26 protein-coding genes are annotated in these 23,560 nt (G+C 64.6%); 14 read left to right on the forward strand and 12 right to left on the reverse strand.

All coding sequences use genetic code 11. The features are described from left to right. Positions 1–22 precede the first annotated feature (22 nt). Both AC1DUB_RS04980 and AC1DUB_RS04985 read right to left on the reverse strand, forming a co-directional pair. Positions 23–538: an AmiS/UreI family transporter gene (locus AC1DUB_RS04980; protein ID WP_477728570.1), complete on the reverse strand. Its 516-nt coding sequence runs from the start codon at positions 536–538 to the stop codon at positions 23–25. Positions 539–758: 220 nt separating this feature from the next. After that, on the reverse strand, positions 759–1,277 hold the full coding sequence (locus AC1DUB_RS04985) for an outer membrane protein assembly factor BamE (protein ID WP_477728571.1): 519 nt from the start codon (positions 1,275–1,277) through the stop codon (positions 759–761). Positions 1,278–1,443: 166 nt separating this feature from the next. Between AC1DUB_RS04985 and AC1DUB_RS04990 the strand changes: the two genes are divergently transcribed. The 3 genes from AC1DUB_RS04990 (at position 1,444) to nadB (ending at position 4,293) form a co-directional block, all read left to right on the forward strand. Then, positions 1,444–1,662: a DUF3460 family protein gene (locus tag AC1DUB_RS04990; protein WP_011481865.1), complete on the forward strand. Its 219-nt coding sequence runs from the start codon at positions 1,444–1,446 to the stop codon at positions 1,660–1,662. A 111-nt stretch (positions 1,663–1,773) separates the two neighbouring features. Further along, positions 1,774–2,655 (forward strand): segregation and condensation protein A, encoded by an 882-nt coding sequence (locus tag AC1DUB_RS04995; RefSeq protein ID WP_477728572.1) that lies wholly within the window; start codon positions 1,774–1,776, stop codon positions 2,653–2,655. Positions 2,656–2,667: 12 nt separating this feature from the next. After that, positions 2,668–4,293 (forward strand): L-aspartate oxidase, encoded by a 1,626-nt coding sequence (gene nadB, locus AC1DUB_RS05000; protein WP_477728573.1) that lies wholly within the window; start codon positions 2,668–2,670, stop codon positions 4,291–4,293. A 13-nt stretch (positions 4,294–4,306) separates the two neighbouring features. Here the strand turns inward: nadB and pabB are convergent, their stop codons facing one another. From pabB to nadC, 3 genes are read right to left on the reverse strand one after another with little or no spacing between them, the layout of a single operon-like run. Continuing rightward, positions 4,307–6,097 (reverse strand): aminodeoxychorismate synthase component I, encoded by a 1,791-nt coding sequence (pabB, locus tag AC1DUB_RS05005; RefSeq protein ID WP_477728574.1) that lies wholly within the window; start codon positions 6,095–6,097, stop codon positions 4,307–4,309. Then, complete coding sequence (nadA, locus tag AC1DUB_RS05010; protein WP_477728575.1) at positions 6,097–7,221, reverse strand: quinolinate synthase NadA; 1,125 nt, start codon at positions 7,219–7,221, stop codon at positions 6,097–6,099. Before nadA ends, pabB begins: the two co-directional genes overlap by 1 nt. 9 nt (positions 7,222–7,230) lie before the next feature. After that, positions 7,231–8,094 carry a carboxylating nicotinate-nucleotide diphosphorylase gene (gene nadC, locus AC1DUB_RS05015; protein WP_477728576.1) on the reverse strand — a complete coding sequence of 288 codons (864 nt, stop codon included), beginning with the start codon at positions 8,092–8,094 and terminating at the stop codon, positions 7,231–7,233. 171 nt (positions 8,095–8,265) lie between these two features. Between nadC and panD the strand changes: the two genes are divergently transcribed. The 7 genes from panD to panC all read left to right on the forward strand — a co-directional run bounded on the left by panD (position 8,266) and on the right by panC (position 15,008). Beyond that, a complete protein-coding gene (gene panD / locus AC1DUB_RS05020) occupies positions 8,266–8,646 on the forward strand; it encodes an aspartate 1-decarboxylase (protein ID WP_477719920.1) in 381 nt (126 codons plus the stop codon). An 89-nt stretch (positions 8,647–8,735) separates the two neighbouring features. After that, positions 8,736–10,064, forward strand: coding sequence for an adenosylmethionine--8-amino-7-oxononanoate transaminase (locus AC1DUB_RS05025; protein ID WP_477728577.1), 1,329 nt, complete (start codon positions 8,736–8,738; stop codon positions 10,062–10,064). Then, the gene (gene bioD / locus AC1DUB_RS05030) at positions 10,057–10,755 is read left to right on the forward strand and encodes a dethiobiotin synthase (RefSeq protein WP_477728578.1); all 699 of its coding nucleotides are present in this window, start codon (positions 10,057–10,059) and stop codon (positions 10,753–10,755) included. Before AC1DUB_RS05025 ends, bioD begins: the two co-directional genes overlap by 8 nt. Further along, positions 10,734–11,951: an 8-amino-7-oxononanoate synthase gene (gene bioF, locus AC1DUB_RS05035; protein WP_477728579.1), complete on the forward strand. Its 1,218-nt coding sequence runs from the start codon at positions 10,734–10,736 to the stop codon at positions 11,949–11,951. The genes bioD and bioF overlap by 22 nt, the downstream gene beginning before the upstream one ends. A gap of 181 nt (positions 11,952–12,132) precedes the next feature. Then, entirely contained in the window at positions 12,133–13,146 is a 1,014-nt protein-coding gene (gene bioB / locus AC1DUB_RS05040; RefSeq protein WP_477728580.1) for a biotin synthase BioB, read from the forward strand. An 81-nt stretch (positions 13,147–13,227) separates the two neighbouring features. Then, positions 13,228–14,121 (forward strand): 3-methyl-2-oxobutanoate hydroxymethyltransferase, encoded by an 894-nt coding sequence (panB, locus tag AC1DUB_RS05045; protein WP_477728581.1) that lies wholly within the window; start codon positions 13,228–13,230, stop codon positions 14,119–14,121. A 38-nt stretch (positions 14,122–14,159) separates the two neighbouring features. After that, positions 14,160–15,008, forward strand: a complete 849-nt coding sequence (gene panC / locus AC1DUB_RS05050) for a pantoate--beta-alanine ligase (RefSeq protein ID WP_477728582.1) — start codon at positions 14,160–14,162, stop codon at positions 15,006–15,008. Between the two features lie 82 nt (positions 15,009–15,090). Here the strand turns inward: panC and AC1DUB_RS05055 are convergent, their stop codons facing one another. From AC1DUB_RS05055 to AC1DUB_RS05065, 3 genes are all read right to left on the reverse strand, one after another. Further along, positions 15,091–15,495, reverse strand: a complete 405-nt coding sequence (locus tag AC1DUB_RS05055; RefSeq protein ID WP_477728583.1) for a hypothetical protein — start codon at positions 15,493–15,495, stop codon at positions 15,091–15,093. A gap of 10 nt (positions 15,496–15,505) precedes the next feature. After that, entirely contained in the window at positions 15,506–15,973 is a 468-nt protein-coding gene (locus AC1DUB_RS05060) for a phage holin family protein (protein WP_477728584.1), read from the reverse strand. Between the two features lie 67 nt (positions 15,974–16,040). Continuing rightward, positions 16,041–16,343, reverse strand: coding sequence for an ElaB/YgaM/YqjD family protein (locus tag AC1DUB_RS05065; protein WP_477719929.1), 303 nt, complete (start codon positions 16,341–16,343; stop codon positions 16,041–16,043). Between the two features lie 646 nt (positions 16,344–16,989). Between AC1DUB_RS05065 and AC1DUB_RS05070 the strand changes: the two genes are divergently transcribed. Beyond that, positions 16,990–17,322, forward strand: coding sequence for a cupin domain-containing protein (locus AC1DUB_RS05070; RefSeq protein ID WP_477719930.1), 333 nt, complete (start codon positions 16,990–16,992; stop codon positions 17,320–17,322). 95 nt (positions 17,323–17,417) lie between these two features. Here the strand turns inward: AC1DUB_RS05070 and AC1DUB_RS05075 are convergent, their stop codons facing one another. The 4 genes from AC1DUB_RS05075 to AC1DUB_RS05090 form a co-directional block, all read right to left on the reverse strand. Beyond that, positions 17,418–18,515, reverse strand: coding sequence for an NAD(P)H-dependent glycerol-3-phosphate dehydrogenase (locus tag AC1DUB_RS05075; RefSeq protein ID WP_477728585.1), 1,098 nt, complete (start codon positions 18,513–18,515; stop codon positions 17,418–17,420). Between the two features lie 42 nt (positions 18,516–18,557). Continuing rightward, positions 18,558–19,022 carry a protein-export chaperone SecB gene (gene secB / locus AC1DUB_RS05080; RefSeq protein WP_477728586.1) on the reverse strand — a complete coding sequence of 155 codons (465 nt, stop codon included), beginning with the start codon at positions 19,020–19,022 and terminating at the stop codon, positions 18,558–18,560. A gap of 336 nt (positions 19,023–19,358) precedes the next feature. Beyond that, positions 19,359–19,625 (reverse strand): glutaredoxin 3, encoded by a 267-nt coding sequence (gene grxC, locus AC1DUB_RS05085; RefSeq protein ID WP_477719933.1) that lies wholly within the window; start codon positions 19,623–19,625, stop codon positions 19,359–19,361. Positions 19,626–19,741: 116 nt separating this feature from the next. After that, complete coding sequence (locus tag AC1DUB_RS05090; protein ID WP_477728587.1) at positions 19,742–20,152, reverse strand: rhodanese-like domain-containing protein; 411 nt, start codon at positions 20,150–20,152, stop codon at positions 19,742–19,744. A 125-nt stretch (positions 20,153–20,277) separates the two neighbouring features. Between AC1DUB_RS05090 and gpmA the strand changes: the two genes are divergently transcribed. The 3 genes from gpmA to AC1DUB_RS05105 all read left to right on the forward strand — a co-directional run bounded on the left by gpmA (position 20,278) and on the right by AC1DUB_RS05105 (position 23,531). Then, on the forward strand, positions 20,278–21,021 hold the full coding sequence (gene gpmA / locus AC1DUB_RS05095) for a 2,3-diphosphoglycerate-dependent phosphoglycerate mutase (RefSeq protein WP_477728588.1): 744 nt from the start codon (positions 20,278–20,280) through the stop codon (positions 21,019–21,021). 173 nt (positions 21,022–21,194) lie between these two features. Continuing rightward, positions 21,195–22,634, forward strand: coding sequence for a S41 family peptidase (locus AC1DUB_RS05100; RefSeq protein ID WP_477719936.1), 1,440 nt, complete (start codon positions 21,195–21,197; stop codon positions 22,632–22,634). A 117-nt stretch (positions 22,635–22,751) separates the two neighbouring features. Then, a complete protein-coding gene (locus tag AC1DUB_RS05105; protein WP_477728589.1) occupies positions 22,752–23,531 on the forward strand; it encodes a HesA/MoeB/ThiF family protein in 780 nt (259 codons plus the stop codon). The last annotated feature ends 29 nt before the right edge of the window (positions 23,532–23,560 follow it).

Raw genomic sequence — 23,560 nt, forward strand, 5'->3', positions numbered from 1 at the left:
ATGTCGTCAATCGTGGGCGCGATCAGACCATGGCGCCGGTCAACAGCAGATAGCCAGGCAGCCAGCCGGTCAGGACGCCTGTACTGATCGCCACGCAGGCCACCAGGCGAGACACCGGCTTTTGCAGCGCCAGCAGCAGGAAATACAACAGCCACAGCACGCCCCAGGCGGCCCAGGACAGGCCCAGCCAGACGTCCCAGGTGCTGACGGCGCCGCGCAGCGTATCGACAGCCACCGGCACGGCGGTGATGGCAACGAACAGGCTGAACCATCCGAGCCCACGGCCGTCGGCTCCGCTCAGGCGGTTGATGGCCACCCACAGATAGGTGAAGGAAAAAAGCAGGGACAGTGCGGCGGCCTTGATCGACGCGGCGTCGGCGTCCGCGCCGAAAGCGTACTTCAAGGCCACCAGCAGGGTCACTGCGCCGGTGAACAGGTTGATGACCCAAACTTCGCGATCGCCGAAGCGGCCAAGCATCCACAGCCCATTGAGAATGAGCACCGCGCCCACGTAAAACAGCACCAGGCCCGGCAGCATGCTAGATCCTCGCCAAGCCTACGCAGCCGGGCAGGGACCGCACCGGACACTGAAAGCCCACACGAATTACCCGGTCAGCACCCGCAATGAGGTCGGCGGCAAAGAATTTCATGGGCGCATGATAGCCCAAAATTCAAAATTGTATACAGTCTTGTGGACAACGCTTTACCCAAGCCTTGGCTTTTCGCCTGCCGCAAGGTCGGCCTTGCCCGGCGGCAACCTACCTGTTGCCGCCCAACTCCGTTTTGGGGTCGTCCACCGAGCCGGTCCTGATGACCCGCAAATCAGGATCAAAGACCGCCGTAAAAATCCGCGGGGTATTGGGATCGCTGAGATAACGCCAGTCGTAATGCGTTTCCTGCTTGAGCGAGTAAGGCGTGATCTTCATTGGCTTGCCGAGCATCTTGCGCACCTGCTCCATGCGCATGCCGGGAAGCACCTTGGCAAAGGTCCGCGGCGTCAGCACCTGGCGCAGTGCGCTCATCTTGCCGTCCGCGCCTATGGTGATCATGTAATTGACCTGGCCCTCGGGCTGGCGGTTGTATTCAAAGGTCCGTGCGCCGGGTTCGGCAGTAACACCCGGCAACGGTGTGTCGGCCATGTCGGAGGCCTCCCAGATTTTTTCGGGCTCGCCGAAACGCGCCCGGACATCGGCCTCGGTGGACACACCTTCCTCCAGTTCGGCAATGCGCTGCGGGTCGCAGCCGGCCAGCCCGAGAACAAATGACAGCAGGCCCATACAAGCAATCGTCCTTCTGGAAGTTTTAGTGGCTGGCGGCAGCGAGGGCCCCTGCGGGCCGACCGGTGAAAAGGCCACCGGAACAGGCGCGGAGACAGGTAACAATGAGCGCAAGGCAGACCCCCGGTAAAATCAGTCAACTACATGTTTTAGGCAGTTTAGACCCATGTCCTTCTTTCGCCGCCCCGACTACACCTCCGAAGTCACCCAGTTCATTGACCAGCTCAAGGCGAAGAAGCCCACACTGGAGGCCGAACAGCGGGCCGGCCGGGCCCTGCTGTGGGACAAAAAGCTGAGCCTGCAGGACGAGGCCGATTACAGCGACGCCCGTGTCCCGCAGCAGCCCTATGTGTACGGCACGAGCAATCACCCCAACGGCAAGTAATTGCCAAACAGGCTTCCGACCCCGAAAACCGGGAATAAGCAGCTCTATTTTTAGCAGCTATATTTTTTATAGCAAACCTGCCTTGTCACCCCCGGCTGCGGTTGCCGCAATATGTCCCAGAATCCTTCCCTGCCCTCTCCCCAGGATCTGCCGCCCGCAGCCGGTCAGGACCTGCCCGCCAACCTGGACCCGGACATGCCGGAAGTGATCGACCAGGTGGCGCTGGCCCGGCTCTATGGCGAGCCGCTGTTTGCGATGCCGCACGACCTGTACATCCCGCCGGATGCCCTGCAGGTGTTTCTGGAGGCATTCGAGGGCCCGCTGGACTTGCTGCTCTACCTGATCCGCAAGCAGAACTTCAATATTCTCGACATCCCGATGGCGGCGGTCACGCGCCAGTACCTCACCTATGTCGACGAGATCCGCGCCACCAACCTGGAGCTGGCGGCCGAATACCTGCTGATGGCCGCGATGCTGATCGAGATCAAGTCGCGCATGCTGTTGCCGCCCAAAAAGGTGGCCGAGGGCCAGGAAGCCGAAGACCCGCGCGCCGAGCTGGTACGCCGCCTGCTCGAGTACGAGCAGATCAAGCTGGCCGCCCACAGGCTCAACGAGGTGCCGCAATTCGGCCGCGACTTCCTGCGTGCGCAGGTCTATGTGGAGCAGTCGCTGCAGCCGCGCTTTCCCGACGTCAACGTGGTCGACCTGCAGGAGGCCTGGCGCGACATTGTCAAGCGCGCCCGCCTGGTGCAGCACCATGTCATCTCCCGGGAAGAGCTCTCGGTGCGCGAGCACATGAGCATCGTGCTGCGTAAGCTGCAGGGCCGCAAGTTCCTCGAATTTGAAGACCTGTTTGACGCCACACGCGGCATGCCGGTGCTGGTGGTGACCTTCATCGCGCTGCTCGAATTGTCCAAGGAAGGCCTGCTCGAAGTCACGCAGGCCGAAGCTTTTGCCCCGGTTTACGTGCGCCTGGCCTACACCCCCGCCTGATATTCATCCTCCATGCCTGATTCAACTGCCCCTGTGCAACATGTGTTTGATGTGCTGGTCGTCGGCAGCGGCCTGGCCGGCCTGACGGCGGCGCTGCAACTGGCCCCCACCCACCGCGTGGCCGTGCTGACCAAGCGCGCGATGAACGACGGCTCCAGCGGCTGGGCCCAGGGTGGTATTGCCGCCGTGATGGCCGAGGACGACAGCTTTGAGTCGCATGTGGACGACACCCTGGTGGCGGGCGCCGGCCTGTCGGATCCGGCCGCCACCCGTTTTGTGGTGGAAAACGCGCCGCAAACCATTGCCTGGCTGCAGGAGATGGGCGTGCCGTTCTCGCAGGAGGATGGCCAGAACGGTCGCTTGCACCTGACGCGCGAAGGCGGCCACAGCGCCCGGCGCATCGTGCATGTGACGGACGCCACCGGCGCCGCCGTGCAGCGCACGCTGATCGGGCAGGTACGCCGCACGCCCAACATCACGCTGTTTGAGAACCACACGCTGGTCGACCTGATCACCGCCCGCAAGCTGGGCCACACCTCGGCGGCTGAACCCGACCGTTGCCTCGGCCTGTATGCGCTCGATGAAGCCACCGACAAGGTCCTCACCTTCAGCGCGCCGCACACCATCCTGGCCACCGGGGGCGCCGGCAAGGTCTACCTGTACACCACCAACCCCGACACCGCCACCGGTGACGGCGTGGCGGCGGCCTGGCGTGCCGGTTGCCGCGCGGCCAACATGGAATTCATCCAGTTCCACCCCACCTGCCTGTACCACCCGCACGCCAAGTCGTTTCTGATCAGCGAGGCGGTGCGCGGCGAAGGCGGGCGCCTGCTGCTGCCCGAATCGGCGGGCGGCACGCGCTTCATGCCCCAGCACGATGCCCGCGCCGAACTGGCGCCGCGCGATGTGGTGGCGCGCGCAATCGACTTCGAGATGAAAAAGCACGGCCTTGATTGCGTGCACCTGGATATTTCACACGAGCCGCTGGCCTTCATCCTGGCGCATTTCCCCAATATCTACGCCCGCTGCCTGGAGTTCGGCATCGACATTTCGAAGCAGCCGATTCCCGTGGTGCCGGCAGCGCACTACACCTGCGGCGGCGCGCTGACCGACCTGGACGGCCGCACCGACCTGCCCGGCCTGTATGCGATTGGCGAGACGGCCTGCACCGGCCTGCACGGCGCCAACCGGCTGGCCAGCAACTCGCTGGTGGAATGCATGGTGTTTGCACGCGCCGCGGCGCAGGACATCGTTCGGACGCCACGCCCCCAGGTGCCCGCCCTGCCTGAATGGGACGACAGCCGCGTTACCGACGCCGACGAGGCCGTGGTGATTTCACACAACTGGGATGAGCTGCGCCGCTTCATGTGGGACTACGTGGGCATCGTGCGGACCAACAAACGCCTGGAGCGCGCCGCCCACCGCATCACGCTGCTGCAGGGCGAAATCCAGGAGTACTACGCGCATTTTCACGTCACGCGCGATTTGCTGGAGCTGCGCAACCTGGTGCAGGCGGCCGAACTGATTGTTCGCTCGGCCCAGGCCCGGCATGAAAGCCGCGGCCTGCATTTCAGCCGGGATTACCCGGCCATGGCGGCCACGGCAACGCCCACCATCCTCGTGCCGCCCACGGCCTGACGCCACGCGGGCATCACGCGGTGCGCGGCTCCAGGTCCGCCGCCAGCCAGCCGCGCAGGCTGTTCACAAAAGCCAGCGCCTGCACCCGCGGCAGATCCTCCAGGCGCACCACGGTTTCCGTCACACGGCCTTCGCGCAAGGCATTGGCACGCCCTACGCCTCCCAGCAATCCGCACCGCAGCGCCGGCGTGACCCAGCGGCCGTCCAGCAGCAGCGCCACATTGCCGCGTGTGCACTCGGTGATCTCGCCGTCGGCATTCCACAGCAAGGTATCGAACACGCCCGCCTGCGTGGGCGTAAAGGCGTCGTAGTGGGCACGCCGGGTGGTCTTGAAGCGCACGAATTCATCGTGCGCCTCTGCGATGGCACGGTCGGCCAGGCGCAGGCGCACGCGCGCCGGCCCGGGATCCAGCGCATGGGCCTCGGCCTGCAGCCGGCCCTGCGCATCCAGCAGCAGCCGCACGCGCCAGGCACCCTGGGCATGGGCCCGCACCAGGGCCTGCAGCGACTGCTCCACCTGAAGGGCATCCCAGGGGTAGCCGAAATGCCGGGCGGCCTGCGCCATGCGCGCCAGATGCGCGTCGGCATCACGCAGACACCCGTCCTTCAATCCCAGCGTTTCCAGCAGCGCGAACGGCGCGCTGGCACGCTGCACAAAGGCCTGCTTGTGGCGCCACTCCTGCCACTCGCCCTCGGCGCTGGCGTCCGCCGTAATGCCGCTGCCAATGCCGCAGCGCAGCGTCCCACCGCACAGGGTCACGGTGCGGATGGGCACATTGAACGTGGCCCTGATGCCGTCTTCGCCCGGCCGCACCACGCCAACGGCGCCGCAGTACACACCCCGCGCCTGCGGCTCCAGCGCGTGGATCATCTGCATGGCGCGCACCTTGGGCGCGCCGGTCACCGAGCCGCAGGGGAACAGCGCGGCAAAGACATCCGCCAGCGAACAGCCCTCGCGCGTGCGCGCCTCCACGTCCGAGGTCATCTGCCACAGCGTGGACAGCGCCTCGGTGTGGAACAGGCGCGGCACCCGCACGCTGAACGGCCGGGCGATGCGCGACAGGTCGTTGCGCAGCAGGTCCACGATCATCACGTTCTCGGCGCGCTCTTTGACCGATGTGCGCAGGGCCTCGGCCTGCGCGGCATCGTCATGCGGCAAAGCGCCGCGCCGCGCCGTCCCCTTCATGGGCCGTGTCAGGATATGGCCGCCATGCCAGTCAAAAAACAGCTCGGGGGATACCGACAGCACCTGTGCATCGCCGGTGTCCAGAAAGGCCGCATAGCCACCGGGCTGGGCCCGCTGCAGGGCGGAAAAGAGGGCGCGGGCCGCATCACCGCCCGGCTCGCCGCGCAGCGTGCCCAGCAGCGGCGCGGTGAAGTTGACCTGGTACAGCTCACCCTGGGCAATGGCGCGTTGGATGCCTGCCAGCGCCGCGTCAAAAACGGGGCGCGGGCAGGTCTCCTGCCACTGCACCTGGACGGCCGCATCCGCCGCATCCACAGCGTCCGCCGCGTCCCCGGGCCATGGCAAAGCCTCGTCGTACACCGCAAACCATGCCAGGGGCCCGTCCGCCGGATGTACGGCCAGCGCGGCATCGAAGGCGGGCGCGGCCTCGTAGCGCAGGTAACCCACGCACCAGGCGCCCTGCTGTGCAGCCTCCTGCACGGCGTCCAGCACCGCGCGCACCTGCTGCGGCTCGCGCGCCACCAGCACCTGGCGCGCCACGCCAAAGGCCTGGCGCAGACGTGGCCCGTCGGGATGGTCCGGATTGGAGAAGTCGATGAGTGCCGAAAAGGCGCCCATCAGGCCGCGCCGATGTTCGGCACCAGCGCGCCCGCCGGCTGGCCGGCCTTCAGCGCAGCGGTAAATGCCAGCATGCGGTCAATCGGCAGGCGGGCACGCAGGCCCAGCGCCGGATCAATGTGAATTTCATTGCGGCCGGTCTCCAGCACATGGGCCAGGCCCGCCAGGCTGTTCATGGCCATCCAGGGGCAGTGCGCGCAGCTCTTGCAGGTCGCGCTGTTGCCAGCCGTCGGCGCCTCGATGAAGATCTTGCCGGGGTTGAGCGTGCGCAGCTTGTGCATCATGCCGCTGTCGGTGGCAACAATGAACTCCGGGGCGTCCAGTTCGCGCGCGGCTTTCAGGATGGCCGAGGTCGAGCCCACCGCATCGGCCAGCGCCACCACATCGGCCGGTGACTCGGGATGCACCAGCACCCTGGCATTCGGGTGTTCCTTCTTGAGCGCTTCGAGCTCGAAGGCCTTGAATTCGTCGTGCACGATGCAGGTGCCGTTCCAGAACACCATGTCGGCGCCGGTCTGGCGCTGGATGTAGCCGCCCAGGTGTTTGTCGGGCGCCCACAAAATCTTGTGCCCCTTGTCTTTCAGTGCCTGCACAATGTCGAGCGCGCAGCTGGACGTGACCACCCAGTCGGCGCGCGCCTTCACGGCCGCGCTGGTGTTGGCATAGACCACCACGGTGCGGTCGGGGTGCGCGTCGCAAAAAGCGCTGAACTCGTCGACCGGGCAACCCAGGTCCAGCGAGCAGGTCGCGTCGAGGTCGGGCATCAGCACGCGCTTTTCGGGCGAAACAATCTTGGCCGTTTCGCCCATGAAGCGCACGCCCGAGACCACCAGCGTCTGCGCCGCATGGCTCTGGCCAAAGCGCGCCATCTCCAGCGAGTCGCTGACGATGCCGCCGGTTTCCTCGGCCAGGTCCTGCAGGTCGGGGTGCACGTAATAGTGCGACACCATCACCGCGTTGCGCTCCTTCAGCAGCTGGCGAATCTTGTCCTTGAGCGCGGCGCGCTGCTTGGGGCCGGGCTCGACCGGTACACGCGCCCAGGCGTGCCGGGTGTCGCACGCCGAGGCGCCCGGAACCGCCGCCGGGTGCGGCGAGTCGTATTCAACATCAATCACGGCGGTCATCGCAATTCCTTACAGATCGTGAAAGCGCATCGAGAAATCAATGGCCTTGACGTCCTTGGTCAGGCCGCCAATGGAAATCCGGTCCACTCCGGTTTCGGCCAGGCTGCGCAGGCTTTCCTGCGTCACGCCGCCGGAAATCTCCAGGCTGGCGCGCCCCTCGTTGATGCGCACCGCCTCGCGCAACTGTGCCAGGTCCATGTTGTCGAGCAGGACCATGCGGGCACCGGCATTCAGGGCCTGCTGCAACTCGGCCAGGTCTTCAACCTCGATCTGCACAAAATCAGCCTGTGCCGCCACCGCGGCCGCGCGCGCCAGCACCTGCGCAATGCCGCCGGCAGCGGCAATATGGTTTTCCTTGATCAGCACCGCGTCATACAGGCCGACCCGGTGGTTGGTGCCGCCGCCGGTGCGCACCGCGTATTTCTGCGCCAGGCGCAGGCCGGGCAATGTTTTGCGGGTGTCGACGATCTGCGCCCGCGTGCCTTGCACCACAGCGACATAGCCAGCCGTTTTGCTGGCCACCGCGCTCAGCAGCTGCAGAAAATTAAGCGCTGTGCGTTCGGCCGTCAGCAGGGCCTGCGCCCGCCCCTGTATCTCCAGCACCACCTGGTTGGCGGCGCAGCGCTCGCCGTCCCGCACATGCCAGGTCAGGCGGGCCTGGGGGTCGAGCTGCAGAATCGTCGCTTCCACCCAGGCGCTGCCGCAAATCACGGCGCTTTCGCGTGCCAGCACCTGCGCTCTGGCGCTGCGGGCCGGATCAATCAGCCCCGCCGTCAAATCGCCCGCGCCCACATCTTCGGCCAACGCAAGAATTGCGTCGGCCTTGGCTACCTCAACGATGGCCTCAGCCGAGAAATCAAATGACTTTTTCATAACCAGTTGGAATAAAGACTCGCCCAGATGGAATAAAGACTCCCCTAGACTACGGTTCAACAGACTAAATGTTACTGATATGACGGTAACAGATGCTTTATTGTCTCGCTGTTTCAAGGCCGTCATCTGATTGCCACAGATTAATCGTCACTTCTTTACTGCCATCCCATCATGTTTCGCACCCTGCTCAAATCGAAAATCCACCGCGCCAGCGTCACCCACTGCGAACTGAACTACGAAGGCTCGTGCGCGATTGACGAAGACCTGCTGGACGCTGCCAACCTGGGCGAGAACGAGCAGGTGCATATCTGGAACATCAACAACGGCGAGCGCTTCATCACCTACGCCATCCGGGCCGAGCGCGGTAGCCGCATCATCTCGGTCAATGGCTCCGCGGCCCGCCGGGCCGCCGTGGGCGATCTCGTCATCATTGCAGCCTTTGCGCAGGTGCATGAAGAGTATGTCGCCGGCTTCCAGCCCAAGCTGGTGTTTGTCGACCCCGACAACCGAATCAAGGAAGAGCGCTCGACCATTCCGGTTCAGATGTCCTGAATCCACGCATCGCCCGTCACGCATCCCGCGCGCCGCCCTGCCCGCCTGCACAAGCGCTGGCCTCCACCGTCTTTTAAACCGGAGCATCCATGGACAACACCTCGATGGTCCAGCGCAGCCTGCGGCATGTGTGGCACCCCTGCACGCAGATGAAGCTGCACGAATCGCAACCGCTGATTCCGGTGTCCAGGGCCGAAGGCGTGTGGCTCCACGACTTTGAAGGCCACCGCTACCTCGACGGCATCAGCTCCTGGTGGGTCAACCTGTTTGGCCATAACCACCCCCACATCCGGGCGGCGCTGATTGACCAGCTCGGCCGGCTCGATCACGTCATGCTGGCCGGCTTTACCCACGAGCCCGTGGTGGCGCTGTCCGAGAAGCTGGCGCAGATGACCGGACTGGGTCATGCCTTTTATGGCAGCGACGGCGCCTCGGCCACCGAGATCGCGCTGAAGATGAGCGCGCACTATTGGCGCAACACGCGGCGCCCGGGCAAATGCCGCTTTGTGGGACTGACCGGCGGCTACCACGGCGAAACCGTGGGCGCGCTGGCCGTGACCGACATCGCCATTTTCCGCGAGGCCTACGCGCCGCTGGTGCGACTGGCCGCTACCGTGCCCAGCCCCGATGCCCGTACGGCCCATCCAGGCGAAAGCGCTGTGGACGTGGCAGACCGTGCGGTTGGCGCGCTGCAGACCTGGCTCGAGCAGCACCACGCAGAAACCGCGGCCCTCATCGTGGAGCCGCTGGTGCAGTGCGCCGCTGGCATGGCCATGCACGACGCCAGCTACCTGTGCGGGGTGCGCGCCTTGTGTGACCGCTACGAGGTGCATCTGGTGGTGGACGAAATAGCCACCGGCTTTGGCCGCACCGGCACAATGTTTGCCCACCAGCAGGCTGGCATCCGGCCCGACTTCATTTGCCTCTCAAAAGGCCTGACCGGCGGTACCCTGCCGCTGTCGGCCGTGCTGACCACCGACACGGTCTACCAGGCCTTTTACGACGACGACGTGGCGCGCGGCTTTCTGCATTCGCACTCCTACACTGGCAACCCGCTAGCCTGCCGCGCCGCCTTGGCCACGCTGGAGCTGTTCGAACAAAACGATGTGCTGGCCGGCAATGTCACGGTGGCGCGCAGCCTGACCGCAGCCTTCGCGCCATTGACCGCCCATCCGCGTATCCGGAACGCCAGGCAGCTCGGCATGATCTGGGCCTGGGACGTCGCCGGTGCGCTGCCCGGCTTTTCGCGCCGCTACTACCAGCACGCGCTGGCGCAGGGTGTGCTGCTGCGGCCGATTGGCAACACGATTTACGCCATGCCGCCCTATGTGATGGACGAGGAAAACGCCGGTTTTCTGGCACGCGGCGCGCTGGCGGCCCTGCAGGCCACGCTGGCCGAAGAAGCTGCGCATGGCTGAGCGTCCGAAAATTTCCTTTTTCGTGACCGGCACCGATACCGGCGTGGGCAAGACCCTGGTCAGTGCGGCGCTGCTGCATGCACTGGCCGCGCACTACCCGCGCGTGGTCGGCATGAAGCCGGTGGCAGCAGGCACGACCTTGATGGACGGCCAGCAAGCCAACGACGACGTGCTGGCCCTGCGCGCCGCCTCCAGCTGCCGCGTCCCCCCCGAACTGGACAACCCCGTATTGCTGCCCGACGCGGTGTCGCCGCACATTGCCGCCACGCGCGCCGGCGTTCGCATCGCCATCGCCCACATCGTCGCCTGCCACCGCCAATTACTGCAGCTGGCCGACGCCGTGGTGGTGGAAGGCGCGGGCGGCTTCATGGTGCCGCTGTCGGATACGGAAACCGGCGCGGATCTGGCGCAGGCGCTGGGCTTGCCCGTGGTACTGGTGGTGGGCCTGCGCCTGGGCTGCCTCAACCACGCGCTGCTGACGGCCGCCGCCATTCGCGCACGCGGCCTCACGTTGGCGGGCTGGGTGGCCAACCATATCGACCCCGGCATGCTCGCGCAAAGCGACAACATCGCCTTTTTGCAGCACCAGCTGGCCGCACCGCTGCTGGCCAGCATTGCGTACCAGTCGCAGCCCGACCCCACAACCCTGAACCTGGAACTCCCCCTGGCATGGCAATCAACACCCCACTGACAAATTCCTGGCTTGATGAATTTCCGGCGCGCATTGCCGAGCTGGACCGCACGCATTTGCGTCGCCGGCGTCGCGTCGTCGTGCCTGAAGATGGCGCCCACCTGCAGGTTGACGGGCAGCGCATGCTGGCTTTTTGCAGCAACGATTACCTCGGCCTGGCCGGCCACCCCGCGCTGGTGCAAGCCGCCTGCGACGGTGCCCGGGCTTTCGGCGTGGGTGCGGCGGCCTCGCCACTGGTGAGCGGCCACAGCGCCGCCAACGAGGCGCTGGAAGCCGCACTGGCCCGCTTTGTCGGCCAGCCGCGCGCCCTGTATTTTTACGCTGGTTATGCCACCAACATCGGCATCGTGCCCGCGCTGGTGGGCAAGGGCGATGCGATTTTTTCAGACACGCTGAACCACGCCTGCCTGATTGACGGCGCAAGGCTGTCAAGCGCACAGATTCACCGCTACCCGCATGCCGACCTGGCCGCACTGGAGCAGGAACTCATCAGCAGCCCGGCGCGGCGCAAGCTCGTCATCAGTGACGCCGTGTTCAGCATGGACGGCGATGTGGCCGATGTGCACGCGCTGCTGGCACTGTGCGAGCGCCATGACGCCCTGCTGCTGCTCGACGACGCACACGGTTTTGGCGTGCTGGGCCCGCAGGGGCGGGGTTGCCTGGCCCACGTTGGCCTGTCTGGTGAGAATGCTTCACCGCGCGTGCTCTACATGGCCACGCTGGGCAAGGCCGCGGGCGTGGCCGGGGCGTTTGTGGCGGGCAGTGAGGCACTGGTTGAATGGCTGCTGCAAAAAACCCGCAGTTACATTTTTGCCACCGCCGCCCCTGCCTTGCTGGCCACCGCCTTGCAAACCAGCCTGCAACTGATTGAGCAGGACGAGTGGCGGCGCGAGCACCTGCAGCGCCTCATTGCCCGCTTGAGGAGCGGCCTGGCTCAAGGCCTGCAAGGCAGCTCATGGCGGCTCGGCGAGTCACCCACCGCGATTCAGCCCGTGGTGATTGGCCCCAACGACGCGGCGCTGGCCGTGATGGAAGGCCTGCGCACACGCGGACTGTGGGTCCCCGCCATTCGCCCGCCCACCGTGGCTGAGGGCACGGCCCGTTTGCGCATTGCCCTGTCGGCCGCGCACACCGAGGCCGACATTGACCGGCTGGTGCAGGCCCTGACAGAGCTGGCCAGGCCTGGCTCCACGTGAGAAATCCGGTGGGCGTCAGGGCTGGGTAAAATCAGCGGTGAAAGATGACGACCCCCAGTCGCCCTGCACAGCGCGTTTGCTCACGCACACCGAACAAACAGACACGCTGCATCACATTCATTCATGACGGTGCCTCAGTGAACACTTTCAGCACTTTCATTCATTCGGGAGCCCCACGTTCATGTCCTCTGTCTTGACCCAACCCCTCGCCTTCCACCCGCCCCGCCCCGCCGTCCAGCCACGGGAACACGGCCGCTGGAGCGTTGACGAGATTGAAGCGCTGTTCAACCTGCCGTTTCCTGAACTGATGCACCGCGCGCAAACGGTGCACCGCGAGAACTTCGACCCCACACGGGTTGAATTTGCCACGCTGCTGTCGGTGAAAACCGGCGGCTGCGCCGAAGACTGCGGCTACTGCCCGCAGGCCGCCCGCTATGACACCGGCGTGGAAGCCAGCAAGCTGATGGAACCCGCCGAAGTGCTGGCTGCCGCCCAGCGTGCACAGGCCGCCGGCGCCACGCGTTTCTGCATGGGCGCAGCCTGGCGTTCGCCCAAGGACCGCGACATTGAAAAAGTGGCCGAGCTGGTGCGCACCGTCAAGGCCCTGGGCCTGGAGACCTGCGCCACGCTGGGCATGCTGGAAGACGGCCACGCGCAGACGCTGCAAAGCGCGGGCCTCGACTACTACAACCACAACCTCGACAGCGCCCCTGATTTTTACGGCGATATCATCACCACGCGCGACTACCAGGACCGGCTAGACACACTCGCCCGCGTGCGCAGCGCCGGCGTGAAAGTCTGCTGCGGCGGCATTGTGGGCATGGGCGAAACCCGCCGCCAGCGCGCCGGCCTGGTGGCCGAACTGGCCAACCTCACGCCCTACCCTGAATCGGTCCCGATCAACAACCTGGTGAAGGTTGAAGGCACGCCGCTGGCGAACCAGGCGGACCTGGATCCGTTTGAATTTGTGCGCACCATTGCTGTGGCCCGCATCACGATGCCCACGGCGCGCGTGCGCCTGTCGGCGGGCCGGCAGCAAATGGGGGACGGCGTGCAGGCGCTGTGTTTCCTCGCGGGCGCCAACTCCATTTTTTACGGCGACAAGCTGCTCACCACCGGCAACCCCGACACCGAGGCCGACGTGACGTTGCTGGAGCGCCTGGGCATGAGCCGCTCGGCGCCGGACGTTCGCTGAGCGGGCTGGTCAGACCCCTCTAAAACGGTGGTGAAAAGCACGGGCAAGCTCGTTAGACTCTCGCTAACTTTGGACTGAACCATGACCCCAGCGAAGAACGTTTCTGCCTCGCCCCCGGCCACGCCTTATGGCACGCTGCCGCCCGCCGCCACGCCCTCGGCGCGCAAGCCGCTGAGCCTGCCGCGCCTGCGCGAGATGCATGCGCAAGGTGAAAAAATCACCATGCTGACCGCCTACGACGCAACCTTCGCAGCCGTGGCCGACGCGGCCGGCGTGGAATGCATCCTGGTCGGTGACTCGCTCGGCATGGTCTGCCAGGGCCTGACGAGCACCGTGGGCGTGACGCTGGAAACCATGCGCCACCACACCGAGTGCGTGGCCAACGGCCTGCGCCGCTCGCACGCCACGGCCTGGCTGATCGGTGACCTGCCCTTTGGCACGTACCACGAGTCGAAGGAGCTGGCCCTGCGCAGCGCCGTGGTGCTGATGCAGGCCGGCGCGCACATGGTGAAGCTCGAAGGCGGCGGCTGGACGGCCGATACCGTGCGCTTTCTGGTCGAGCGCGGCATTCCCGTCTGCGCCCACCTGGGCCTGACACCGCAAACCGTGCATGCACTGGGCGGTTACCGCGTGCAGGGCAAGACCGAGGAGGCCGCCGCCACGCTCAAGCGCGAGGCCCATGAGCTACAGGATGCCGGGGCCGCCATGCTGGTGCTGGAGATGGTGCCTGCGGCTTTGTCAGCCGCGCTCACCCAGACGCTGACGCACTGCCCCACCATCGGGATTGGTGCGGGCAACGGCACCTCGGGCCAGGTGCTGGTGCTGCATGACATGCTGGGCATGAACCTGGGCAAGATGCCCAAATTTGTACGCAACTTCATGGACGGGGCACCCAGCGTGCGCGGCGCCATGGAAGCCTTTGTCCACGCCGTGAAAGACGGCAGCTTCCCGGTCAACGCCACCCACGCGTGGTAATTCAGGTTCCGTCAAAAACAAGCAGCCGAGGAGACCTCATGCACATCGTTCACACCATCGCCGAACTGCGCGAAAAACTCGGGCCCTTCCAACGCCCGGCCTTTGTGCCCACCATGGGCAACCTGCATGACGGCCATATCGCCCTGGTCAGGCAGGCCAAGCCGCTGGGTGACGTGACGGTGTCCAGCATTTTTGTGAATCGCCTGCAGTTTGCGCCGCATGAGGATTTCGACAGCTACCCGCGCACGCTGGACACCGATGCCCAGCGCCTGGAAGCCGCGGGCTGCGATGTGCTGTTTGCACCGCGCGAGAAAGAGCTGTACCCCGAACCGCAAACCTACAAGATACACCCCGCCACGGACCTGAGCGACATCCTCGAAGGGCACTTTCGCCCCGGCTTCTTCATCGGCGTCAGCACGGTGGTGCTCAAGCTCTTTTCGTGCGTCTATGCCGGCATGCCCTCGGGCGTTGCCGCTTTCGGCAAAAAAGACTACCAGCAGGTGCTGGTGGTGCGCCGCATGGTGCAGCAGTTTGCCCTGCCGATCGAGATTCTGGCCGGCGAAACCCAGCGTGCCGCAGACGGGCTGGCGCTGTCATCGCGCAACGGCTACCTGAGCCCCGACGAGCGCATTGAAGCCGCGCAACTCTTCAAGGCCCTGAAAGCGCTCGGCGATGCCGCCCGGGCCACGCCAACGCCCGACCTCCCCGCGCTGGAAGCCCAGGCCATGCAGGCGCTGGCACGCCGCGGCTGGAAACCCGACTACCTGACCGTGCGCCGCCGCACCGACCTGCTGCCACCGCAGGGGCTGCTGGCTTCAGAGCCGCTGGTGGTATTGGGCGCGGCCAAACTGGGCAACACCCGGCTGATTGACAACCTGGAAATCTGAGCGGGCCGAAGCCAGCAGCGGATTGGCGGCGTATCGATATCCGGCAAGTAGCTTCGTCGCAGCACCCGCTCTTATCAAGCGTCTAATCCTGCGGGCTATCGTCAGAGTCAGCAGGCTGTTCCGGGGACGGCGCTGCAGGCTGCCCAGGCCGGCCGGCGAGCCATTGGTAGCCCTTCCACGCCAGCAGGGCCGAGCCCGCACCCAGCAGCCCATATCGCAGCAAGGGCAGCAAGGGCCGGCGCACGCCTGACAGCGCCAGCGACAGCAGCGAACTGACCAGGGGTGCGCGCTTAAGCAGCCCCAAGGCCAGCGGCAGGCCTTTGGCCAGGGCCAAGCCTGGCACACCGCCGATTTTGAAAAAAGTCGCCCTCTGCCGTGCTGCATCAACAGCACCGACCATCTCGGCGCGCTCCGTCGCGGCGCGCATCAGCAATAGCTGCTTTCTCAGTTCCCGTTGTGCGGTAGCGTTGGTGGCTGCGTCGCTCATGGCGTAACCCTCATGGTGCAGCTTCGCGCTGCGCGTTAGGTGCCAGGGCGGCTTCCAAGGCCTCACGGTCTTGCGTCATTTCAGCCAGCGTTGCCTGCAAAAAAGGCGGGCGTGTCGCCAGCGCACGCTGGATGCGCCACCAGAACCAGCCGCCGAAGCCGAGGTAGCTCGCCGCAAAGAACGCCAGCACCGCCACACGCTGCGCCGCGTCAACGGCCAGCACCACCATCAGCGTGAACATCAGCACGCCGACCAGGCCAAAAACCAGCAGGCCCAGCATGCTCAGCAACAGGCCAATCAGCCGCTGCAGCTCTTCTTCCAACTCCACGCCCGCCAAAGCCATGCGCGTATGCGCCATGCCCAGCACCGTGATGAGCAGCTGGCGCAGCGACGCGAAGAGGCGCGGCGGCTGGTCCACATCGAGGGCGTCTGCGCTTTGGGGTTTGGGCCGGGGGGTGTTCATGGTGGCGTCAGTCATTCAAGGGCTGCAGCGGTTTGCCATGAACCGGCTGGCGGCAGGTTGACTCATCAGACGGCTGCGGTGCTTACTTTCGGTTGACCAGCAAGCCAATCAAAAACCCGGCCGCAGCGGCGATACCAACGGCCCTCCAGGGGTGGGCATGGACATAGTCGTCGGTGAGCTTGGCCGCCTCTTTGCTCTTGAGCAGCGCCGCTTCCTGCAGCCCGGTCAGTTTTTCGGTCGCCAGCCTGAGCTTGCCGGCCGCTTTTTCACGCAGGGCCACGGCGGTTTCGCCGGTGGTCGCAGCCGCTGACTTGAGCAGGTCCTCCACGTCGGCGAGTACCACTTTCATGTCGGTGATCAGCTTGTCTTTGTTGGTGTTCTCCATGGAATGCTCCCAGGTGTTGTTGGTGAAAGTCAGATGCAGCGTGAACGGTTTTCAGTTTAGCCCAATCCAAAAGGACAAAAGGACGCAGCCCATGAATCGGTTCGGAAGCCGCCTGCCGGAGTGGGTCAGGTTACCCGGGATTGGTTGCCAGGTCAAAAAGCGGCCCACCACACAAACCGCCGGAGCGCCCGGCTCACACCGACATTCGCCTGTTTTTGATAGCGTTTTGCTCCCGTACTAATTGGGAAAATGACCTGTTGCTCTTGAAAAATAGCGCGCCAAACCCGAGCAAGCCACTCGGATGGCCGTCGACTGCTTCTGCCGTTCAGGTATAAGAACCTGTTTACGATCTAAACGGGGCCGCGTTGGGGTGTAATCGGGATGAGTGGGCCGCCCAGGTCCGCCGCATGGGCTTAATGCCCATGCAAGGGCCTGGGTGGCTCAATCGCCCGATTTCACCCCAACCCGAAGGGCAAGCGCCTTCTCGGGCGGTCTGCGGCGTTGCGGCGCTTGCCCATAGCCCAAGCTATGGGCGGCGCACCGTGCCTTGCATCCCATCCCGAGAAGGTGCTTGCGCGGCCCCGTTTAGATCGTAAACAGGTTCTAAGTATTCCCGGCATCAGCAGCACTTTTCAGGAGTTCCATCATGGCCATTCCGCACGCCCAGTCGGGGCAGCTCATTGACGTTCGTCCCCTCGCCGAAAATCTCCCGGAAGCGCAAACCATCGCACTGTTCAAGAGCGAGGGGCTTGAAGTCATGTGGCTGGTCGTGCCCGCCGGCAAAACCGTGCCTTCGCACCACGTCCAGGGTGAAATCACGCTGCAGTGCCTGGAAGGCGAGGTCAAGTTCACGGCGGGTGGAAAAACCCAGACCATGAAGGCGGGCCAGCTGCTCTGGCTGGCGGGTGGTGTAGAGCACGGCTTGACGGCCGTGCGGGACGCGTCGCTGCTGGGAACCCTGGTTTTGCGCAACAAATAAAACAGGGCGCATCGCGGGCGGCAACCGTACGGCAGCCCGCGCTCAACCAAAGCGGGCGTTATTGCAGCCGACTCAATAACGGATCAGGGGTGCGCTCAGGCCAGCTCGGTCGTCGGTCCGCGCCCCATCAGGGCGGCGACTGCTTCAGCCGGTCTAAGCTTGCCATCCAGCAGCGCCACCACGCCTTGCGCAATCGGCATGTCGACGCCCAGGCCTGCGGCGCGCTGCACCACGGTGCGGGCACAGTAAACCCCCTCGGCCACATGGCCCAGCGACTTGACCGCTTCGGTCAGCGTTTTACCCTGCGCCAGCAACAGCCCCACTTTGCGGTTGCGGCTGAGATCGCCCGTGGCCGTCAGCACCAGGTCGCCCAGGCCCGACAGGCCGGTAAAGGTTTCGGCACGGGCGCCCAAGGCCACGCCCAGCCGCGTCATTTCGGCGAGCCCGCGCGTGATCAAAGCCGCACGGGCGTTCAGCCCCAGCTGCAAGCCGTCACACAGGCCGGTGGCGATGGCCAGCACATTCTTGACAGCGCCGCCGACCTCGACACCCACGATGTCGTCACTGGTGTAAATGCGCAGCGAGGCGCCATGAAACGCGCCAACCAGTGCATCGCGCACCTCGGCATGCTCGCTCGCCGCGACCAGCGCGGTCGGCTGGCCGCGCGCCACCTCGAGCGCGAAACTCGGGCCGCTGAGTACGCCCGCTCTTAAATTGACGGCTACCTGCGCCCGTATTTCATGGACCAACAGGCCAAACGGTGAAGTTGAAGAAGACGCTAAAGAGGATGAAGAGGAGGCTGGGGAGGCGGCAGACCGGGACTCCACGGCCACCGGCGCCTCAAAACCCTTGCTCAGCCAGACCACCGGCACGCTGACCTGTTGCAGCCTTTGCAGCAAGCCGCGCGCCGCGGAAACCGGCGTGGCCAGGATGATCAGGTCCTGCCCGCTGACGGCCTCGGCCAACGATGCATCCCCACCGCCTTGCAGCAGCAGGTTGCCGGGCAGGGTGATGCCGGGCAGGTAGCGGGTGTTGGCGCGTTCGGCCTGCATGGCCTGGACCAGCGCCGCGTCGCGCGCCCATAGCGTGACCTGATGCCGGGGCGCGCCGGAGCCTGCCGCGTCCACAGCGCCTGCCGCATTGACGGCCATTGCCGTACCCCATGCGCCAGCACCGATGACGACTATTTTCATGTCCGGATGAGCAAAAAAAGCGGACGGCGGTTCAGCCGGCCCTCAAACGATGATTTGGGGTGCGGACGGCGCGGCGGCCTCGGCCTGTTGCTGCTGCTCGTACATGGCCTGGAAATTGATTTCAGCCATGTGCACGGGCGGAAAGCCGCCGCGCTGGATTACGTCGGCCACGTTGCTGCGCAGGTAGGGGTAAACAATTTGCGGGCAGGCAATGCCCAGGATGGCGCCGAGCTGGTCGGTGTGCATGTTGCGGATTTCAAAAATACCCGCCTGCTTGGCCTCGACCAAAAAGACCGTCTTGTCGGCAATCTTGGTGTGCACAGTGGCGGTCACGGTGACTTCAAACAAGCCATCAGCCACCGGCTTGGCATCCACGCCCAGCTGGATGTCGACGCCAGGCTGCTCCTGGTTCAGCAGGATTTCAGGCGAATTGGGCTGCTCCAGCGACACGTCCTTCAGGTAAACGCGCTGGATCTGGAATACGGGATCAAGGTTGGCTTCTGCCATGGTGCTCTTTCGGGTGCTTGGATAAATCGGAAGATGGGGACCTGCCCGCAGGGGGCAGACAACGGGGCATTATCTCAGGAAGAAATAAAGCCCCCACGCTCGGCACTTGCGTGTCCTCGCTGCCCCCCCGAGGGGGCGGATTTTCCTTGGGGCGGCCCGGCGGAAAATCGGGAGCCCCCACGCCCGGCACTTGCGTGTCCTCGCTGCCCCCCCGAGGGGGCGGATTTTCCTWGGGGCGGCCGGCGGAAAATCGGGGCCCCCACGCCCGGCACTTATGCGTCCTCGCTGCCCCTTGAGGGGCGGATTTTTCTGGGGCTCGACCGACCGGCTCAAACGTCAAACGCCGCCGCCATTGAGCAACGGCATCAGGCCACCCCGCCCGTCCAGGGCCACCAGCTCGTCACAACCGCCAACATGGGTGTCGCCAATGAAGATCTGCGGCACCGTACGCCGGCCGGTGATGTCCATCATTTTCTGGCGCTCGCCAGGCAGCATGTCCACACGAATCTCATCGAGTTCGGCCACGCCACGTTGTTTGAGCAGCTGTTTGGCGTGAATGCAATAGGGGCAGGTGGCCGTGGTGTATATCTTGACGGGTTGCATGGGTTCTCTGGGTCGTGCGGACCGCGCTCGCAAGGCGCAGCTATGGGAAATGGGTGGAAACCTGGGTCAAAACCCGACCACGGCCCTCTCCGGCGGCGGCGGGGCAATGAGCTGGTTCAGGCTTTCTCGAGCGGAAGGTTAGCGTCTTTCCAGGCTTTGAGCCCGCCACCCAGGGATTGAGCCTGCTCGTACCCGAGCTTTTTGGCCACGGCGACGGCACGGCCAGCACGCGCACCGCTGGAGCACACCAGGATCAGCGGCAGGGCCTTGTTTTTCACGACGCCGGGCAGCTTGCTCTCCAGTTCGCTGAAAGGCACGTTTTTGGCGCCGCCAACATGACCGGCCGCAAACTCGTCCGCCTCGCTCACATCCACCACCACCGCTTTTTCACGGTTGATCAGTTGCACGGCGCCACTGGCGCTCAGCGCGCCGGCATTCATGGCACCCGAAATCATGGGCCAAACCAGCATGCCGCCCGAGGCGAATGCTACCGAAATCAGCATCCAGTTATCGATCAGAAATTTCACTTGCTACCCTTTGTGTGTTTTTCACCAAACCAGTGATTTTAGAATGGAGGCCGGCAATTGCCCGCCAACCGCTCTTTTGCCCCTGTTTACGTCTCCCCTCCTTACCCACCCCCTACTGCCACACCATGTACAAACTCGTGCTCATCCGCCATGGCGAATCCACCTGGAACCTTGAAAACCGGTTTACCGGCTGGACTGATGTCGACCTGACGGAAACAGGCATCACGCAAGCCAAGGACGCCGGAAAACTGCTTAAAAGCGAGGGCTATGACTTTGACGTGGCCTATACCAGCGTGCTCAAGCGTGCAACCCGCACCCTCTGGCATGTGCTGGACGAGATGGACCGGACCTGGCTGCCGGTCGTGAACAGCTGGCGCCTGAACGAGCGGCATTACGGTGCACTGCAGGGGCTGAACAAGGCCGAGACCGCCAAAAAATACGGCGAAGAGCAGGTGCTGATCTGGCGCCGCAGCTACGACACCCCGCCCCCGCCGCTGGACGCCGAGGACGAGCGCAGCGAACGCGGCGACCCCCGTTATGCCAAATTGCCGCCCGAGCAGGTGCCGCTGACGGAGTGCCTGAAAGACACCGTGGCGCGGGTATTGCCCTTCTGGAATGAATCCATGGCGCCTGCCATCAAGGCCGGCAAACGCGTTGTGGTGGCGGCTCACGGCAACTCGATACGCGCGCTGGTGAAGTACCTGGACAACATCTCGGACAACGACATTGTCGGGCTCAACATCCCCAATGGCATCCCGCTGGTTTATGAACTGGACGACCAGCTCAAGCCCCTGCGCCACTACTACCTTGGCGACAGCGAAGCGGTAGCTAAAGCTGCCGCGGCCGTGGCAGCGCAAGGCAAGGGCTGATCAGACTTCATGTAAAAGTCCGGTAAAAGCTGGCAAAAACCGCACATTTTTGCCGTTTTTGCCAGCTTGGCGGCTGCGCAACATGGAACTGCTGAATGGGGCTTTTCTCCAAGGTGTATATTGCTTCTGGTACGCAGGAGCAAGGGTTCCTCAAGGCTTATTAAGGTAGTTTTATGGGTCAGAAGCTCAAAATCGCAGGCTGGATTTCAATTGGCGCGGTCGCAGGCGCCCTCACCACGGTGCAACTGCAGGCCGTTGCACGCGGTGGCCTCTCCCCTTTGCCACTGGAAGAGCTACAACAGCTGGCGGCCGTGTTTGGCATGGTCAAAACCGATTATGTGGAGCCGGTTGACGAGAAAAAGCTCATCACCGACGCCATTTCGGGCATGGTGGCCAGCCTGGATCCGCACTCCGTTTATTTCGACAAAAAGTCGTACAAGGAGTTTCGCGAGGGCACCTCGGGGCGCTTTGTGGGTGTCGGCATCGAGATCAGCCAGGAAGACGGTCTGGTCAAGGTGGTTTCCCCGATTGAAGGCTCACCCGCCGACCGCGCGGGCCTCAAACCCAACGACCTGATCACCCGGATCGATGACACGGCCGTGAAGGGCCTGTCACTCAACGACGCGGTCAAGAAAATGCGCGGCGAGCCCAAGACCAAGGTGCTGCTGACCATTTTCCGCAAGGATGAAAACCGGACATTCCCCGTCACCATCACGCGCGAGGAAATCCGTACCCAGTCAGTGCGCAGCAAGGTCATTGAGCCCGGCTACGCCTGGATCCGGTTGAGCCAGTTCCAGGAACGTACGGTGGACGATTTTGTGACCAAGCTGGAACAGATTTACAAGCAGGAGCCCAACCTCAAAGGTCTGGTGCTGGACCTGCGCAACGACCCGGGTGGCTTGCTGGATGCAGCCGTTGCGGTGTCGGCCGCCTTCCTGCCGGAGAACGTCACGGTGGTCTCGACCAATGGCCAGCTGGCGGAAAGCAAGTTCACCTACAAGGCGGCCCCGGAGTTTTACCAGCGCCGCAGCGGGGCTGATCCCCTGAAGCGCCTCCCCGCAGCCATCAAGAAGGTGCCGCTGGTGGTGCTTGTCAATGAGGGTTCTGCCTCCGCCAGCGAGATTGTGGCGGGCGCCCTCCAGGATTACAAACGCGCGACCATCATGGGCAACCAGACCTTCGGCAAGGGCTCGGTCCAGACCGTGCGTCCGCTGGGCCCCGACACCGGCATCAAGCTCACCACGGCCCGTTACTACACCCCCAGCGGCAAGTCCATCCAGGCGCGCGGCATCGTTCCCGATGTGCTGGTGGACGACACCGCCGAAGGCAGCCCGTTTGCCGCGCTGCGCACACGCGAAGCTGACCTGGAGAAGCACCTCAACAGCGGCCAGGGCTCCGAAGTCAAGGACGCCAGCCGGGAAAAAGCCCGCGAGGAAGCCTTGAAGCGACTGGAAGAAGAAGCCAAGAAGACACCAGAGCAGCGCCGCCCGCCTGAACTGGGCAGCGACAAGGATTTCCAGCTTGCGCAGGCCATCAATCAGCTCAAGGGCCGGCCGGTGCTGGTCAGCAAGACGGCGGTGGTCGAGCCCAAAAACGAGAAAAAAGAAAACTAGGCCAGTCTGTAGGCCGGTAACGATCAGGTCGTCGGCTCCCGTCCACCTGATCGGATCCACCCGTGCGCTGCCCCTGCGCCGACGCGGGTACGGACCGGCTTATGTCCCCTTTCTCCCATGAACGACGAACAGCTGCTCCGCTATTCCCGGCACATCCTGCTCGACGAACTGGGTATTGAGGGCCAGGAAAAGCTCCTGTCCGCACGCGTGCTGATTGTGGGCGCGGGCGGGCTGGGTTCTCCGGTGGCCCTGTACCTCGGCAGTGCCGGCGTGGGCCGCATCACCGTGGTCGACCATGACCGCGTGGATGCCACCAACCTGCAGCGGCAGATTGCCCACAACCTGGCCCGCATTGGTACGTTCAAGGCGGAGTCCGTGGTGCAGTCCGTGGAAGCCATCAACCCGGATGTCCAGGTCATCCCGGTCACACAGCGGGCCGAGGGCGCGCTGCTTGAGGAACTGGTCCGGGAGGCCGACCTGGTTCTCGACTGCACCGACAACTTTGCCACCCGCCATGCCATCAACCGTGCGTGTGTCAGGCACCGCAAGCCCCTGGTCTCCGGCGCGGCCATCCGCTTTGACGGGCAGGTGTCGGTCTATGACCCGCGGAGCACGCAATCACCGTGCTATGCCTGCGTGTTTCCGGAGTCGGATCTATTCGAGGAAACCCGCTGCGCCACCATGGGTGTGTTTGCCCCCCTGGTCGGCATCGTGGGGACCGTGCAGGCCGCCGAAGCCTTGAAGCTGCTCTGCGGCATCGGGCAGCCACTGACCGGGCGGCTGCTGATGCTGGATGGCCGAACCATGGAGTGGAGCGAAATGACACTGGCGCGAAACATCGCCTGCACAGTCTGTGGCGCCTCCGCTCCCGCGCCTGCGCCCACTACCACTGATTGAGCCGGGGGCCTCGATAACCGGTCCCTGCA

The organism is Polaromonas sp. P4_F9, from assembly GCF_056401235.1.

Bases quoted from the DNA above. Each gene is read 5' to 3' on its own strand.
- panD (WP_477719920.1), top strand. From the start codon at position 8,266: ATGTTTCGCACCCTGCTCAAATCGAAAATCCACCGCGCCAGCGTCACC.
- panC (WP_477728582.1), top strand. From the start codon at position 14,160: ATGCACATCGTTCACACCATCGCCGAACTGCGCGAAAAACTCGGGCCC.
- AC1DUB_RS05105 (WP_477728589.1), top strand. From the start codon at position 22,752: ATGAACGACGAACAGCTGCTCCGCTATTCCCGGCACATCCTGCTCGAC.
- bioB (WP_477728580.1), top strand. From the start codon at position 12,133: ATGTCCTCTGTCTTGACCCAACCCCTCGCCTTCCACCCGCCCCGCCCC.
- nadC (WP_477728576.1), bottom strand. From the start codon at position 8,094: ATGAAAAAGTCATTTGATTTCTCGGCTGAGGCCATCGTTGAGGTAGCC.
- AC1DUB_RS04980 (WP_477728570.1), bottom strand. From the start codon at position 538: ATGCTGCCGGGCCTGGTGCTGTTTTACGTGGGCGCGGTGCTCATTCTC.
- AC1DUB_RS04985 (WP_477728571.1), bottom strand. From the start codon at position 1,277: ATGGGCCTGCTGTCATTTGTTCTCGGGCTGGCCGGCTGCGACCCGCAG.
- AC1DUB_RS05070 (WP_477719930.1), top strand. From the start codon at position 16,990: ATGGCCATTCCGCACGCCCAGTCGGGGCAGCTCATTGACGTTCGTCCC.
- bioF (WP_477728579.1), top strand. From the start codon at position 10,734: ATGGCAATCAACACCCCACTGACAAATTCCTGGCTTGATGAATTTCCG.
- AC1DUB_RS04990 (WP_011481865.1), top strand. From the start codon at position 1,444: ATGTCCTTCTTTCGCCGCCCCGACTACACCTCCGAAGTCACCCAGTTC.
- nadA (WP_477728575.1), bottom strand. From the start codon at position 7,221: ATGACCGCCGTGATTGATGTTGAATACGACTCGCCGCACCCGGCGGCG.
- AC1DUB_RS05055 (WP_477728583.1), bottom strand. From the start codon at position 15,495: ATGAGCGACGCAGCCACCAACGCTACCGCACAACGGGAACTGAGAAAG.
- AC1DUB_RS05075 (WP_477728585.1), bottom strand. From the start codon at position 18,515: ATGAAAATAGTCGTCATCGGTGCTGGCGCATGGGGTACGGCAATGGCC.
- AC1DUB_RS05065 (WP_477719929.1), bottom strand. From the start codon at position 16,343: ATGGAGAACACCAACAAAGACAAGCTGATCACCGACATGAAAGTGGTA.
- AC1DUB_RS04995 (WP_477728572.1), top strand. From the start codon at position 1,774: ATGTCCCAGAATCCTTCCCTGCCCTCTCCCCAGGATCTGCCGCCCGCA.
- pabB (WP_477728574.1), bottom strand. From the start codon at position 6,097: ATGGGCGCCTTTTCGGCACTCATCGACTTCTCCAATCCGGACCATCCC.
- AC1DUB_RS05025 (WP_477728577.1), top strand. From the start codon at position 8,736: ATGGACAACACCTCGATGGTCCAGCGCAGCCTGCGGCATGTGTGGCAC.
- gpmA (WP_477728588.1), top strand. From the start codon at position 20,278: ATGTACAAACTCGTGCTCATCCGCCATGGCGAATCCACCTGGAACCTT.
- panB (WP_477728581.1), top strand. From the start codon at position 13,228: ATGACCCCAGCGAAGAACGTTTCTGCCTCGCCCCCGGCCACGCCTTAT.
- AC1DUB_RS05060 (WP_477728584.1), bottom strand. From the start codon at position 15,973: ATGACTGACGCCACCATGAACACCCCCCGGCCCAAACCCCAAAGCGCA.
- nadB (WP_477728573.1), top strand. From the start codon at position 2,668: ATGCCTGATTCAACTGCCCCTGTGCAACATGTGTTTGATGTGCTGGTC.
- secB (WP_477728586.1), bottom strand. From the start codon at position 19,022: ATGGCAGAAGCCAACCTTGATCCCGTATTCCAGATCCAGCGCGTTTAC.
- grxC (WP_477719933.1), bottom strand. From the start codon at position 19,625: ATGCAACCCGTCAAGATATACACCACGGCCACCTGCCCCTATTGCATT.
- bioD (WP_477728578.1), top strand. From the start codon at position 10,057: ATGGCTGAGCGTCCGAAAATTTCCTTTTTCGTGACCGGCACCGATACC.
- AC1DUB_RS05100 (WP_477719936.1), top strand. From the start codon at position 21,195: ATGGGTCAGAAGCTCAAAATCGCAGGCTGGATTTCAATTGGCGCGGTC.